This window comes from Halomonas sp. AOP5-B2-8, assembly GCF_052376475.1.
Lineage (GTDB): Bacteria > Pseudomonadota > Gammaproteobacteria > Pseudomonadales > Halomonadaceae > Vreelandella > Vreelandella casei.
The window spans coordinates 239,265-253,124 of sequence record NZ_JBQSVS010000006.1 but is presented as its reverse complement, the minus strand read 5'-3'; the positions used below and the strand labels follow the sequence as shown (position 1 = coordinate 253,124).

Genomic DNA, 13,860 nt, shown 5'->3' with positions numbered 1-13,860 from the left:
AGCGCCATGAGCCGAATGACGGATACCTGGATACTTGCCGCCCAATGCCCCAGTATTTTGGGCACGGTCGATGTCGTGACCCGCTTTTTAAAGGAGCAGTACTGCTATATCACCGAACTTAACTCCTTCGATGATCGGCTAGGCGAGCGTTTCTTTATTCGGGCGGAGTTTCGCCCCGAGCTTGATGCCTTCAACGAGCAGACGTTTCAGGAAAATTTTGAACACCGCGCGGCTGAGTTCGGCATGACGTTTGAATTGACCCCGCCGGCCAAGCGAACGGGTGTCGTTATTCTTGTGTCCAAAGCGGATCACTGTTTAAACGATCTGCTCTACCGCTACCGTACCGGGCAGCTGTCGCTAGATATCAAGGCGATCATCTCCAATCATCCGGATCTTGAGCCGCTCGCGAGCTGGCACGACCTGCCTTATTATCATTTGCCCATCACGCCCGACACCAAGGCTGAGCAAGAGACCCAGGTACTCGATATTATTGAAGGCACCGGGGCGGAGCTGGTGATTTTGGCGCGCTACATGCAGGTGCTATCGCCGCGCATGTGCGAGCTTCTGAGCGGGCGAGCCATCAATATTCACCACTCGCTGCTGCCGGGCTTCAAAGGCGCGAAACCTTACCACCAGGCCTATGACAAGGGCGTTAAGCTGGTCGGCGCCACGGCGCACTACATCAATAACGATCTTGATGAGGGGCCGATTATCGCCCAAGGGGTAGAGCCGGTTGATCATGCGCACTACCCTGAGGACCTGGTTGCCAAAGGGCGCGATATAGAGTGCCTGACGCTGGCCAGGGCTATTGGTTACCATCTTGAGCGACGGGTTTTCCTGCATAACGGGCGCACGGTCGTGTTCGGCAACTGATCGCGTATCATGCATAACGCGACGTTTTTCACTAAAGCCAGCAACACAATAGTTAAGTCTGTTCATCGGTTTTGACGATCGGTAAATAATGCGGCATTAATGCATGTTTATCCTGTCTTAAACCTGATGAGCCGGCTTTTTTATTCCCAATTAGAGGTCTTCCATGCCTATCAGTGTTTTCGATCTTTTCAAGATTGGCGTCGGCCCATCCAGCTCGCATACAGTCGGCCCCATGATGGCAGCCTTCAAGTTTGCGACGGTTCTGCGCGATAGCCAGATACTGGACCAGGTGGGCCGCCTGGAAGTGCACCTGTATGGCTCGCTTTCCGCCACAGGCATTGGCCATGGAACCGACCACGCCATTGTCATGGGCTTGTTGGGAGAGCGGCCTGACACCATCGACCCCTCGATTATCTTGCCGACCGTAGAGGCGTTAAAAGACACTCGCGGCCTGTCGCTGGGCCGCCAGAAAGATGTTGTTTTTGTTTGGGATCGGGACATTATCTTTCATGAAGAGAGCCTGCCCCACCACCCTAATGCCATGAAGCTTTGTGCCTTTGCTGAGGACGACAGCCTGCTGACCGCCAATACCTATTACTCGGTAGGCGGCGGCTTTGTGGTCGATCAGAATCAGGTAGATGCCAAGCTTGAAGACATGGATACGGCCGAGATCCCCTTCGATTTCAACTCCGCGGAAGAGCTTCTGGCCATGTGCAAACGCGAAAACATGAGCATTAGCCGCCTGATGCTGGAAAACGAGAAAACCTGGCGCGGCGAGCAGGAGGTCAGAGACGAACTTTGGCGCATTTGGCAGGTCATGTGCGAGTGCATTGATAACGGGCTAATCCATGAAGGAATCTTACCCGGCGGGCTTAACGTCAAGCGCCGGGCAAGGCAGCTTCACCAACGCCTGCAGGCGGCCGAGCAGAACGACTGCCTGATTGCCTCTACCTTTTCCGCTATGGAATGGGTCAATATCTTCGCACTCGCCGTGAACGAGGAGAATGCCGCCGGTGGGCGTATGGTCACCGCCCCAACCAACGGCGCAGCGGGGATCATTCCCGCCGTGCTGCACTACTACATGAAGTTTCAGGCGGGTGCCAGCGAGCGCAACGTGGTGGACTTCCTGCTTACGGCCGGCGCAATCGGCATTCTATGCAAGAAGAACGCCTCCATATCCGGCGCCGAAGTAGGCTGCCAGGGCGAAGTGGGCTCGGCATGCGCCATGGCCGCCGCGGGCTTGGCTGAAGTCATGGGCGCCACGCCTGAGCAGGTCGAAAACGCCGCCGAAATCGGCCTGGAGCACAATCTGGGGCTGACCTGTGACCCGGTGGGCGGCCTGGTTCAGGTGCCCTGCATCGAGCGCAATGCCATTGCCACCGTCAAGGCGATCAACGCCGCCCAGATGGCCCTGCGCGGCGACGGCACCCACTTTATCTCCCTAGATAAAGTCATCCGCACGATGCGCGACACCGGAAAAGACATGCTGGATAAGTACAAGGAAACGTCCAAGGGCGGATTGGCCGTTAATGCCATTGAGTGTTAGAGCGTGCGCTTTAGCTATACATTTCTGAGCTAAAATACTATCTAGCGCTTTGTTCATTAATAGCCCAAGCCATGCTTGGGCACTAAGCTCAGCCCGTAACTATCAAGAATCTTATCTAACGTTGCGTTTTTAATATGCGCAGTGTGTACTACGACGTTTTGGCCCTTCCAAGCGTGGTATGTCTGTCTAGCCCCTTCATGCTGTCACTTTTTACTAAAGTCGTAGTCGTTTTTTTCGCTTATCGTCCTTAAATACTGGTAGCTTATAGTGCCCTACTAAACCAGCTTAAATTATTTTCCGGGATGCTCAAAACCTACGCTAGCTTGGTAGCGGCTGCCTTTTAAAACACATATTTTTATTAAATTACCGCCCATACCTTGGAGGTATCATGGAGCTACGCCATCTGAGGTATTTTTGCGTTGTCGCTGAAGAGCTTAATTTCACCTGTGCTGCTGAACGACTACATATGTCACAGCCGCCTCTTTCTCGCCAAATCAAGCAATTAGAACAAGAAGTGGGCGCCGAATTGTTTGAGCGAAGCTCCAGAGGGTTACGCCTCACACCTTCAGGTGTGTTTTTTCAGCAGCATGCTTTGCAGATATTAGAAAAAGTGGAAGTCACCATCGACGCCACACGACATATGGCTCGTAGCAAGCGAGCTCTATTCGGCATTGGCTTTGTACCTTCCGTCTTTTACGGACAGTTACCAACGCTAGTTCGTGACTTACGCCAAATGGAGAATATTGAACTCTCATTGGCAGAACTTACAACGGTACAGCAAATTCAAGCACTCAAGGCGGGCCGCATCGATATGGGGTTTGGGCGTTTACGCATCGATGATCCTGACGTTGATCAAGAAATCCTCTTTGATGAGCCGTTAATTGCAGCGCTGCCTCGCGGGCACCCATTAGAGGGCACTATGCCTAGCTGTGAAGAACTGGCACGCTACCCGCTAATCCTTTTTCCTGCAAAACCGCGCCCTAGTTTGGCAGATATGGTGCTGGGAATTTTTCGTCGCCAAGGATTAAAAGTTGAGGTAGTCCAGGAAGCACTCGAGGTTCAGACAGCGCTTAGCCTTGTGGCTTCAGGCATCGGCATTACGCTGGTTCCAGAGCAAGTCAAGCGTGTTCAACGCGAAGGTATTTCCTACGTAGCATTGGCCGACAAAACTATCTCTTCTCCCGTTATCTGTAGCCGTCGACGGGGAGAAAAACCCTCTTCACTTATGCAAAAAGCCAATGCTATTCTAGATGTGCTTGTCGAAAATCGCCGTACTGGTCGCTATCCATAGCAACTGTCTTTCATGGGGCCCTTTATGGCCGTAGCACTGCTACAGGGCAAGAAGCTTCGTGAAGCACTTCATGGCTTACGATGCCAGCCACCACCTGTGAAAGGCCACTATGCCCATGGGTAGTCATTGCCAGCATGATATTATGGCTACCTGCCAAGTAGCTAATGATAGAATCAGCCGGGTCGCCATGCAGTACCTCCCAGTCGACGTCGAGTGCCTGCTCACTATTAATACGTCGTGCAATTGCAGTCAAATAAACCGACTCCATTACATCGGTGTGCCCTAACGTCGTTGGTTTTCTGGCGGCAGAGATACCCAGCACTTGGAGCAGTTGCAAACGAGCCCCCAAACGCTTCACTAGAGCTGATGCATAAGGCAAAATTTGCTCGGATAGTTTAGAGCCATCGACGCAAACGGCTAATACATCAACTCGCTGGTGGATACGGCTATCATAGCGAGGCCCGCATAAATACACCGGCCGGTGGGCTCGGCGCACAACACCTGCCGTTACGCTGCCTATGAGCATTTCCAGCACTGGGCGGCGGCAATGAGCCATCATGCATAGACCGATATCCTCGCGGCTGGCAAGCTCACCGAGATACGCCTTGGCGCTATCATGAGCAACAACATCGATAGAGGTTATTTCAGTATGATGCGCCGCGAGACGCTCCTGCAGTTTTGAGCACAGGGAAGCAATCTCGTCCAGCACCGGCACCACCGAAATAGCGCTGACACTCACGCCCAGTTGGGCTGCAAACTGCTGGCCAAATTTCAGGGCATGTAATGAGTCTTTACTATCATCAATCGCTACAACGATCTGTTCCATTATTACACTCCCACTACCGCTTAAGTAGTTTCTTCTATTATTGGGCTTTATAGTTAAGCGAGCTAAAACGGCGATGCAGCAGGTTATAGGCGAGCGCTCCAACGACGACGCCCCAAAAGGCAGAGCCTAGTCCCAAAAAACTGACGCCAGACGCTGTGGCAATGAAAGTAATGACAGAGGCTTCCAAATGGCTCTTTTCAGCGGCAAATGAGCTTATATTGCTAGTAATGGCACCAATCAGAGCCAACCCTGCGAGTACTGCTACAAACTCTCCCGGCAACGAAGTAAATAACGCCACAATGGTGCCCGCAAAGATGCCGCCGAATAGGTAGAAAACCCCATTTGCTACGCCTGCGACATAACGCTTTTCAGGGTCTTCGTGGGCTTCTTTACTGGTACAGATTGCTGCCGTAATCGCTGCGATCACTGTGGTAATACCGCCGAAAAAAGCGGTAAAAAATGACGTTAAACTGGCTACGATAACGATTGGCTTGGCCGGAGTGGAGTATCCAGAAGTGCGCAAAATCGCCATGCCAGGCAAGAATTGGCCTGTCAAACTCACCAGAACCAGCGGAATGGCCAGGCTCAACGTCGCGTTCCAAGACCACTCGGGACGAATAAACTGGGGCTTTGCAAGCTGAAGCGTCACACCCTCTAGGCTTGCGCCTTCTAATAAGGCCGCCAAGGTAATACCTGCGATTAAAAGCAGCACCAGGCTATAGCGCGGCGTAAGTCGTTTAAAAATCAGGTAAGCGATAATCATACCAATGGCCAGCGCTGGTACGCTCTCCAATGAGACAAAGATTCCCACTCCAAACTGGAAGAGAATGCCTGCCATCATCGCGCTGGCGATACCTGGGGGTATCATCCGGATAATGCGATCAAAAGAGCCTGTCACACCGATTAGGAAAAGAATAACCGCTGCCGTCAGATAGGCACCTACCGCTTCGTTTAGTGATAATTCTGGAAACAAGGTAACTAATAGTGCAGTGCCAGGCGCTGACCAAGCAGTCACCACTGGTACCTTCAACCACAGGCTAAGCAAAATACCCGAGATAGCTGAGCCGATGGAAATGGCCCAGACCCAGGATGTCATCATAGAGCTGGATATTTCAGCGCTCTGAGCCGCCTGGAAAAAAATGGCTAGGGGGCCTGAGTAAGACACCAGCACTGCCACAAAGCCAGCAGTGATCGCCGGAATTGACCAGTCTTTGTGAAATTGCTTTAGCAGTTGCATACAGCAGATTTCCCCGTATCAGTGAGTTTAACGAGTAGCCACCACATTAGCCCCGGCAAGCATTTGCTTACCGGGGCTATGTCAGGCAACGCCGAGATGGATCTCAAGAATTGAAGGATTATCCCTTAGCCCCTGGGAATCACCGCTGTAAACTACTTCTCCCTTGACCAGAAGCAGGTGTTTTTCTGCTATATTCATGAGGTTATCGATATTTTTATCGACGATAATGGTAGAAATTCCGGTTGCTTTAATGTCGCGGATGATCTTCCAAATTTCATCTCGAATCAGCGGCGCGAGTCCTTCTGTCGCCTCGTCAAGAATCATTAGGTCAGGGTTTGTGGTTAGCGCGCGGCCAATAGAGAGCATCTGCTGCTCGCCGCCCGAGAGAAAAGAACCATCGTGGTTGATACGTTGACCCAAGCGTGGAAACGTATCCAAAACGCGCTCCAGCGTCCACGGAGACTCTCCCCGATCATTCGGGCGTGCCGCCATAATCAGATGCTCACGTACACTGATACCAGGAAAAATGCCGCGCCCCTCCGGCACGTAGCCGATCCCTTGACGAATCAGTTGCCAAGGACGTCGCTTCGCAGCGGAGATACCCTTAATAAAGACGTCGCCACGACGCGGCGGAGCAAAACCCAATATTGACTTCAGGGTCGTCGTCTTACCCATACCGTTGCGTCCCAAAAGACTCAGCGTCTCGCCGGGCATCAAGGTCAAATCTACTCCATGCAAAATATGGCTCTCACCGTAATAAGTATGCAGTCCTTTGGCGTCAATCAATGGCGTACTTATTTGCTCTGCGCTCATGCGGTTGCTCCCTCATCATGACGCCCCAGGTAGACATCGCGTACCTTCTCACTGGTGCGTATCTGTTCTGTCGGCCCACTCTCCAACACACAGCCATCGACCATCACAGTAATACGATCAGCCAAGCGGAAGACCGAATCCATATCATGCTCAATCAATACCAGCGTGTAGCGATTCGTTAGACTCGCAAGCAGTTCAGTGACTTGAGCCGTCTCCTCAAGCCCCATCCCCGCCATCGGCTCATCGAGTAGCATCAGCGACGGCGCCGTCGCCAGCACCATCGCAATCTGCAGTTGGCGCTGTTCGCCATAACTCATGGATGACGCCGTCGTGTAAGCGCGGTGGTTCAGTTGACAAGTATCCAGCACCTCCTGAGCTCGCTCGCTCACCTGCTGTGCGGTTTGACGCGAACGCCAGCTACCAAAAACGCCCCCCATATGGATACGCGCAGCCAGTTCGCAGTTCTGCAGGCAACTGAGGCGAGGGAAGATGTTGGTCTTTTGGTGGCTGCGGCCAATACCCATGCGGGCGATCTGGCGTGCGCTTTTTCCCTGAATCGGCTGATTGTGATAAAGCACCTTTCCTTCCGAGGGAGGTATCTCGCCAGATAGCAAGTTAATAAGGGTGCTTTTACCCGCCCCGTTCGGCCCCAGGATGGCGTGAATCTCATGGGCCTTAACATCAAAATCAACCTCGTTAACCGCTACTAAACCACCAAAGCGCCGGGTCAAACCATGGGTTGCCAAGACAATTTCATCGCGCACGGCTTAGCTCTCCTTACACTTTGTAGCAGGTAGAGAGGCGACAGCTAGTGGTATTTTCTCTTGTTTAGACCCTATTTCAGAGACTGTTTGGCGCTTGCGCTGCCAGGGCGGTGCGATAATCAAGCCCGCAATACCCCGTGGAAGCACCAGTACGGCGATGATAATGGTCAGCCCCATCAGGATCGGCCAGTGGGTAGTTATATGCTCATAGAGATAAAGCAGAATTTCGTAAGCGAAGGCACCTAGAATGGGGCCAAAGACGGTACCCATGCCGCCTAGAATAAGCATCATTAGCACTTCGCCAGAGGTATGCCAGCCAAGCTGTGCTGGATTAGCGAAGCCGTACTGCATGGCGGCTAACATGCCAGCAATTGCCGCCATCACCCCAGCGATAACAAAGGCAACCAGTTTGTACCCGCTGGTGGCATAGCCTAAGGCCTGCATACGATGCTCATTGTCATGAATACCGTCGAGCACTTGACCAAAGTAGGAGCGTGTCAGCCAGCGTAAAAAGAAGTATCCGACCAACAACATGCCCAAACAGAAGTAGAAAAAACTATAAGGGTTATCAAGATCTACCAACGTGTGCTCGCCTATCGCGACGCTGGGCCGGAACATAATAAAGACGCCATCAGTGCCTCCAGCAAACTGAGACGTACTGATGAAGTAATAGAGCATCTGGCCAAATGCCAGGGTAGTCATAATAAAGAAGATGCCTTTGGTACGGATTACCAGCACGCCGACTATTAAGCCGATACAAGCAGAAACACCTATGACCAGCGGCAGCATCCACCACATTGACGTCGGACTAAAATCGGGGCTGGCTAACGCAAGGGTATAAGCTCCCAAACCGAAGAAAAGCGCATGTCCCAGGCTGACCAAGCCCACGATGCCAACCAACAGATCCAGGCTCATGGCAAACAGCGCCAGGATTAACATGAGGGTTAGTTTCTCTAACATGAAGTTGGCTTGGTTACCGAATACGGTTTCTCCCCATAGAGGAAAAGCAGCTACCAACGCCGTTAAAGTCAGCATAATGAACGCAACGCGCTTGGGATATCTATGTAACATTTCTTATTCTCCTCACGCGAAAAAGCCACGCGGCTTGACCAGCAATACCGCTGCCATAATCAGATAGATCACCATACTGGCAAGGCTTGGGATCAGCACCGCACCGAAGGTGGTAGCCATGCCAATAATAATGGCTCCCCAAAAGGCCCCTTTAATAGAACCAATACCGCCGATAACGACGACCACAAAACAAGTGATGAGAATGCTATCGCCCATGCCCGGTGCAATCGATGTGAGCGGCGCGGCGATCATTCCCGCGAAAGCGGTAAGCGCCACTCCCACGCTAAAGATAATCGTGAAGAGAGTGCGGACGTTGATTCCTAACCCTTCAACCATGTCGCGATTAACCGCGCCGGCGCGAATGATGATACCCAGCCGTGTATGGCGCATAACCCAATAAACCACCCCAGCTAACGCTAAGCAGACGCCCATCACAAAGAGACGATATACCGAGTACTGCAGGTTGTCGGTCAATTGAATACTGGTATCAAACGGCGCAGGCACCGCAACACGATGCACATTCCCACCCCAGATAATCCGCTGCGCTTCGTTGAGCACTAAAATTAGCCCGAAGGTCAGTAGCACTTGATAGAGGTGATCGCGCTTATAAAGCGTATCCAGAAACAGGCGCTCAATGATAAGACCCAATGCAATAGCGATGGGGATAGCTGCCATAATGGCCAGCCAAAAATTGCCCAGCCGTAGGGTAAGGTCGTAAACCAAATAGGCACCAATCATATACATGGCGCCATGAGCCAAATTGATGATTCCCATGATGCCGAAAATCAACGTCAAACCGCTGGCAATCAAAAAAAGCAGCAGGCCGTACTGCAGACCGTTAAGTAGCTGTACGCTGAAAAATGCGAGATCCATAAGATCCCTCCGAGAATCAGAGTTAGGCGCGGGTCACGCCCGCCCCAGAGTACATACAGATGTGGCTACATCTGGCAGGCTTCGTCAGGTACTTCTAGATTCTCGGAAGCGATGCTGACAACTTCGTGCTTACCATCGCGAATCTCGCGTAGATACACATTTTGAATAGGGTGGTGAGAGTCGGAGAAGCTCAAGGGCCCACGCGGGCTCGCTAATTCAACATTGGCTAATGCATCAATCAAGCGCTCTTGATCTGAGGTATCCCCCTCGAGAACGGAGAGTGCCTGAACCAACATCATCCCGGTGTCGTAGCCCTGTACTGCATAGGTATCAGGCATTTCACCGTAAGCATTTACGTAGGCTGAAACGAATGTTTGATTCTGTTCATTTTCAAGGGTTTCGGCGTAGTGCAGCGTAGTCATAACCCCTTCGCCTGAATCACCTAAAGCGGATAAATTACCTTCGGTAAGGAAGCCTGAGCCTAGCAGTGGTATGCTTTCTTTCAGGCCTGCTGAAGCATAATCCCGAACAAAACTGACACCACCACCGCCCGCGAAGAAAGTATAAACAGCGTCCGGCTCAAGGCTGGCAATTTGCGTCAAGTAACTCTGAAATTCAGTACTGGGGAATGGCACTAGAATTTGTTCAACGATCTCACCACCCTCAGCGGTAAAGGCCTCCTCAAAACCAGCGAGATCTTCCTTTCCGCCAGCGTAATCCCAGGTGATGGTTACAATCTTTCGATGCCCTTGATCGTAGGCCACTTTGCCCATCGGGTAGCTGTCTTGCCACATACTGAACGATGTTCGAAATACATTAGGCATGCAGAGTTGATTAGTAGCGGCTCCCAGGCCCGCGTTCGGAATGATAGTGATCGCACCGGTCTGTTTAGCCACTCGCAGCATGCCCATGGCAACGCCGGAGTGTACGGGGCCAATCACAAAATCAACATTGTCGCCATTGACTAAACGGCTCATGTTCTGAGGCGCTTTAGATGGATCAGCTTCCGAATCTAGTTCAATGTATTCCACATTACGGCCACCCAGTTGACCGTCCTCTTGTTCGATGGCCAGTTTCAGGCCGTTAGTGATGGCCTCTCCAAGCGCGGTGTAAGTACCTGAATAAGGAAGCATCAAGCCAAGTTTCACTGGATCTTCATTGGCGACGACACCTCCTGCTGACAGCATGGCAGTGGTACTAAGAAACATCGCTAGAGAGGCCTTGTTAAATGTTTTCATTATAGTTTCGCCAGGGTTGAGTTGTTGTTGGCTATATTAGTACCGCAGTAAGCGACGTCCCTGTCTCACCTCTATCTATTACACGTGATACACGTCGATAACCTGATGGATATAGTCGTTATTCAACTGCACGACTTTTCTTGTGATCAGCGGGACTTCGCCCGATACGTCCAGGGTGTAAAAGCATGTACCAAAGAAGCTGTCGGTCTTCTTGTAACGGTGGTTGAGCGTGTGCCAGTTAAAACGTAACTCCACCGTGTCGCCGTCTTGCGACAGGATCTCGAGGTTGTTCACCTGATGTGTGGTGCGCGGCTCAGGCGTGCTCGCCCCGCTGCGCTCGGTCTTGATCCGGTAAACCCGATCTTCTAGCCCTTCGCGGTTGGGATAGTAGATCAGCGAGATCTCACTGTGCGGGTCTTGAGTTAGCTGGTCATCGTCGTCCCAGGCAGGCATCCAGAACTCGGCGTCTTTGCGGTACAGCGTGAGCCACTCATCCCACTCGCGGTCATCTAGCAGGCGACCTTCGCGGTACAAAAAGGTTTGGAGTTCATGGTAGGTGATGCTCATGTCAGTTCTCCCCTTCGGTCTTAGGCAGACGCAGTCGCAATGAACTGGCGACGCTCGTTGTCGATGGCACGCAGCATTTCCTCGACCCAGTGTTTGTGATGCATCACGTAAAGGCCTTCATCTTCCGGAGAGGCGCCACTGAGCAGGGGTTTCATGTCGATCGCTTGGGCATTTTCATCAGCGCCTTCGATCCATTGTTTGGCCCCACGGGAGAGATCGTTCCATTCGGCTAGCGCGCCGTTGTAGCCTTCTTGACAGGCGCGGAACTCTTCCAGATCGTCGGGGGTACCCATGCCAGAGACGTTGAAGAAGTCTTCGTACTGGCGGATGCGTACACGCCGGTCTTCAGCGGACTCCCCTTTAGGAGCGAAGCAGTAAATGGTGACTTCGGTTTTATCCACGGCGATGGGGCGCAGCACGCGGATTTGCGTGGAGAACTGGTCCATCAGGTAGACGTTGGGATAGAGACAAAGGTTGCGCGTCTGATTAACGATGGAGTCAGCTCGCGCGTCACCCAGATGCTCCTCAATCCAGTCTTTGTGCTGGTAAACAGGGCGCACTTCAGGGTTGAGCAGCCGCGTCCACAACATCACGTGGCCGTTTTCGTAGGAGTAGAAACCGCCTTTGCTCTTGGACCAGCCATCGGCGTCCACGGATTTAGTACCGCCCGCGTCGTAGTTGCGGCGCTCCATGGTGGAGGCGTAGTTCCAGTGAACGGAGCTGACGTGATAGCCGTCAGCGCCGTTTTCGGCCTGCAGCTTCCAATTACCGTTATAGGTATAGGATGAGGTTCCGCGCAGGATTTCCAGACCGTCGGGGGCTTGGTCGACAATGTTGTCGATCATCTTGGTGGTTTCACCCAGGTGTTGTTCCAGCGGTTGTACATCGTCGCTCAGACTGCCGAACAGGAAGCCTTTGTAGTTTTCAAAGCGCGGCAGCCGCTTGAGGTTGTGAGAGCCCTCTTGCTTAAAGTTGTCGGGGTAGGCGCCGACCTTTTCGTTTTTGGCTTTGAGTAATTGGCCGTCGTTTTTAAACGTCCAGCCGTGGAACGGACAGGTGAAGGTGCCCTTATTGCCACGCTTTCGCCGACATAGAGTAGCGCCCCGGTGAGCACAGGCGTTAATCAGGCCATGCAGTTCCCCCTGCTTATCCCGGGTAATCACAATTGGCTGGCGGCCAACGGTGGTGGTGAAGTAATCACCCGGTTCGGCAACCTGGCTTTCGTGCGCTAAAAACACCCAGTTGCCTTCGAAGATGTGCTTTAACTCAAGTTCGAAGAAGGCGGGGTCGGTAAACATGCTGCGGTGGCAGCGGAAGATGCCCTGGTCAGGGTCGTCTTGGACGGCGCCGCGGACGCGGGCTTCGAGCTGATCAAGCCGTGTGGTCATGATCTCTCTCCTCGTATTTATTATGTCGTGCTGTAAGTTTTCGCTACAGTGGGCCAAGGGGAAGGCCCACCTTTATCAAGGCGTAAGGGTTATATCTTGGTGGTACCGGCGGGCGGGCTGGCAAGATCCTGTTCGTCTTCTTTAGCCCGTGGGCGGACGTGACGCACTTGGAGCTCGAGGGCTTCGGTTTTGGCCAGTTCGACGTCGAAAACCACGTCGGAGTAGGGGCCGTCCAGGTCGCGCTTGGCGATCTCTGCGGGGTCTTCAATGCGCTTGCTTTCCACGACCAGCTCTTCACGGGTAGCGAAGGCAAAGTCGTCATAGGTATAGGGATCACCGGCCAGGTTGATCTGGGTGGTCAGGTGCTGGTGGCCTGGAGCGGAGACGAAGTAGTGAATATGCGCCGGGCGTTCGCCGTGGCGACCTAGCGACTTCAGTATCACATCCGTGGGCGCGCCTTCAGGCACCCCATAGCCGGAGGGGATAATGCTGCGCGCCGTGTAACGGCCATCGCTGTCGGTGTAGATCGTGCGGCGCAGGTTGTAGTCGGACTGTGAGGGGTCAAAGAAGGAGTAGCCGCCTTTCGAATTGGTGTGCCAGATCTCGACTTTGGCACCCACAATCGTCGCACCGTCCACATCGCGCACTTGGCCGGTCAGCCACATGGTCTCGCCATCCGGGTCTTGGCCATCGTCCATCCGGCTAAAGCCGTCCGCTTCGGGGGCACCCGCCACATACAACGGTCCTTCGATGGTACGCGGCGTGCCACCAATCCGCTTGGCTTCGGCATCAATGGCGTCTTGGCGCATATCGAGGTAGTGGTCAAAACCAAGGCCGGGGGAGAGTAGGCCGAACTGGGTCTGGCTACCCACGGCATTGAGCAGGTTGACGGCTGCCCAGTACTCTTCCTCAGTGACATCAAAATCATCGATCAGCTTGAACAGGTCGCCGACTAGGCGATGCACAATCTGCTTGGCGCGCTCATTGCCATCGGTCTGATCAAAGCCGGCAACAGCTTTTAGGAAATCTTGGACGTCGGGAGTGTCGAATATCTTCACGGTCATGGTGAAACCCTATCGTTGGTTTTTTATCGTTGTCTTGATGCCCGGCGATAGCGTTAGTGCATTCAGAGGAAGATTGGATTACGTCTATCTAGGGCCAAAGGACGACGGTTGTTGTTGTGCTCGCTATTAATATCAATCAGGTCACAGCTACTCGACCAATATCGTTTGAGTTCCTGTCCATACTTCATAGGTATCTCAAATGAGCTTATGTCTTTCCTTTCCGATCCCAAAGAGATACTGCCATAAAAATTATAATTAAATGTTTTAAAAAGAAAAAAATACAAAAACAATGATGAGCCTGCTAGCGTT

General features: G+C 52.6%; 13 protein-coding genes. 3 read left to right on the top strand and 10 right to left on the bottom strand.

Translation table 11 applies throughout. The features are described 5' to 3' along the window. Positions 1 to 6 precede the first annotated feature (6 nt). The 3 genes from purU (at position 7) to ACT3RP_RS15460 (ending at position 3,710) form a co-directional block, all read left to right on the top strand. A complete protein-coding gene (gene purU / locus ACT3RP_RS15470; protein WP_483394129.1) occupies positions 7 to 873 on the top strand; it encodes a formyltetrahydrofolate deformylase in 867 nt (288 codons plus the stop codon). 163 nt (positions 874 to 1,036) lie between these two features. Beyond that, positions 1,037 to 2,419: an L-serine ammonia-lyase gene (locus ACT3RP_RS15465; RefSeq protein ID WP_193063142.1), complete on the top strand. Its 1,383-nt coding sequence runs from the start codon at positions 1,037 to 1,039 to the stop codon at positions 2,417 to 2,419. A 388-nt stretch (positions 2,420 to 2,807) separates the two neighbouring features. Then, positions 2,808 to 3,710: a LysR family transcriptional regulator gene (locus ACT3RP_RS15460; RefSeq protein ID WP_483394128.1), complete on the top strand. Its 903-nt coding sequence runs from the start codon at positions 2,808 to 2,810 to the stop codon at positions 3,708 to 3,710. A gap of 22 nt (positions 3,711 to 3,732) precedes the next feature. On the opposite strand, the gene ACT3RP_RS15455 is transcribed toward ACT3RP_RS15460, so the two are convergent. The 10 genes from ACT3RP_RS15455 to catA form a co-directional block, all read right to left on the bottom strand. After that, positions 3,733 to 4,536, bottom strand: coding sequence for a universal stress protein (locus ACT3RP_RS15455; protein ID WP_483394127.1), 804 nt, complete (start codon positions 4,534 to 4,536; stop codon positions 3,733 to 3,735). A 37-nt stretch (positions 4,537 to 4,573) separates the two neighbouring features. Continuing rightward, positions 4,574 to 5,773 carry a benzoate/H(+) symporter BenE family transporter gene (locus tag ACT3RP_RS15450; RefSeq protein WP_483394126.1) on the bottom strand — a complete coding sequence of 400 codons (1,200 nt, stop codon included), beginning with the start codon at positions 5,771 to 5,773 and terminating at the stop codon, positions 4,574 to 4,576. 81 nt (positions 5,774 to 5,854) lie between these two features. Continuing rightward, positions 5,855 to 6,586: an ABC transporter ATP-binding protein gene (locus tag ACT3RP_RS15445; RefSeq protein WP_483394125.1), complete on the bottom strand. Its 732-nt coding sequence runs from the start codon at positions 6,584 to 6,586 to the stop codon at positions 5,855 to 5,857. Beyond that, positions 6,583 to 7,350 (bottom strand): ABC transporter ATP-binding protein, encoded by a 768-nt coding sequence (locus ACT3RP_RS15440; protein ID WP_483394124.1) that lies wholly within the window; start codon positions 7,348 to 7,350, stop codon positions 6,583 to 6,585. Before ACT3RP_RS15440 ends, ACT3RP_RS15445 begins: the two co-directional genes overlap by 4 nt. A gap of 3 nt (positions 7,351 to 7,353) precedes the next feature. Then, entirely contained in the window at positions 7,354 to 8,421 is a 1,068-nt protein-coding gene (locus ACT3RP_RS15435; RefSeq protein WP_483394123.1) for a branched-chain amino acid ABC transporter permease, read from the bottom strand. A gap of 12 nt (positions 8,422 to 8,433) precedes the next feature. Further along, positions 8,434 to 9,294, bottom strand: coding sequence for a branched-chain amino acid ABC transporter permease (locus ACT3RP_RS15430; RefSeq protein ID WP_483394122.1), 861 nt, complete (start codon positions 9,292 to 9,294; stop codon positions 8,434 to 8,436). A 65-nt stretch (positions 9,295 to 9,359) separates the two neighbouring features. Then, on the bottom strand, positions 9,360 to 10,532 hold the full coding sequence (locus ACT3RP_RS15425) for an ABC transporter substrate-binding protein (protein WP_483394121.1): 1,173 nt from the start codon (positions 10,530 to 10,532) through the stop codon (positions 9,360 to 9,362). Between the two features lie 78 nt (positions 10,533 to 10,610). After that, a complete protein-coding gene (gene benB / locus ACT3RP_RS15420; RefSeq protein ID WP_483394108.1) occupies positions 10,611 to 11,099 on the bottom strand; it encodes a benzoate 1,2-dioxygenase small subunit in 489 nt (162 codons plus the stop codon). Between the two features lie 20 nt (positions 11,100 to 11,119). After that, complete coding sequence (locus tag ACT3RP_RS15415; protein WP_483394107.1) at positions 11,120 to 12,487, bottom strand: Rieske 2Fe-2S domain-containing protein; 1,368 nt, start codon at positions 12,485 to 12,487, stop codon at positions 11,120 to 11,122. An 89-nt stretch (positions 12,488 to 12,576) separates the two neighbouring features. Next, positions 12,577 to 13,551: a catechol 1,2-dioxygenase gene (gene catA / locus ACT3RP_RS15410; protein WP_483394120.1), complete on the bottom strand. Its 975-nt coding sequence runs from the start codon at positions 13,549 to 13,551 to the stop codon at positions 12,577 to 12,579. Positions 13,552 to 13,860 lie beyond the last annotated feature (309 nt).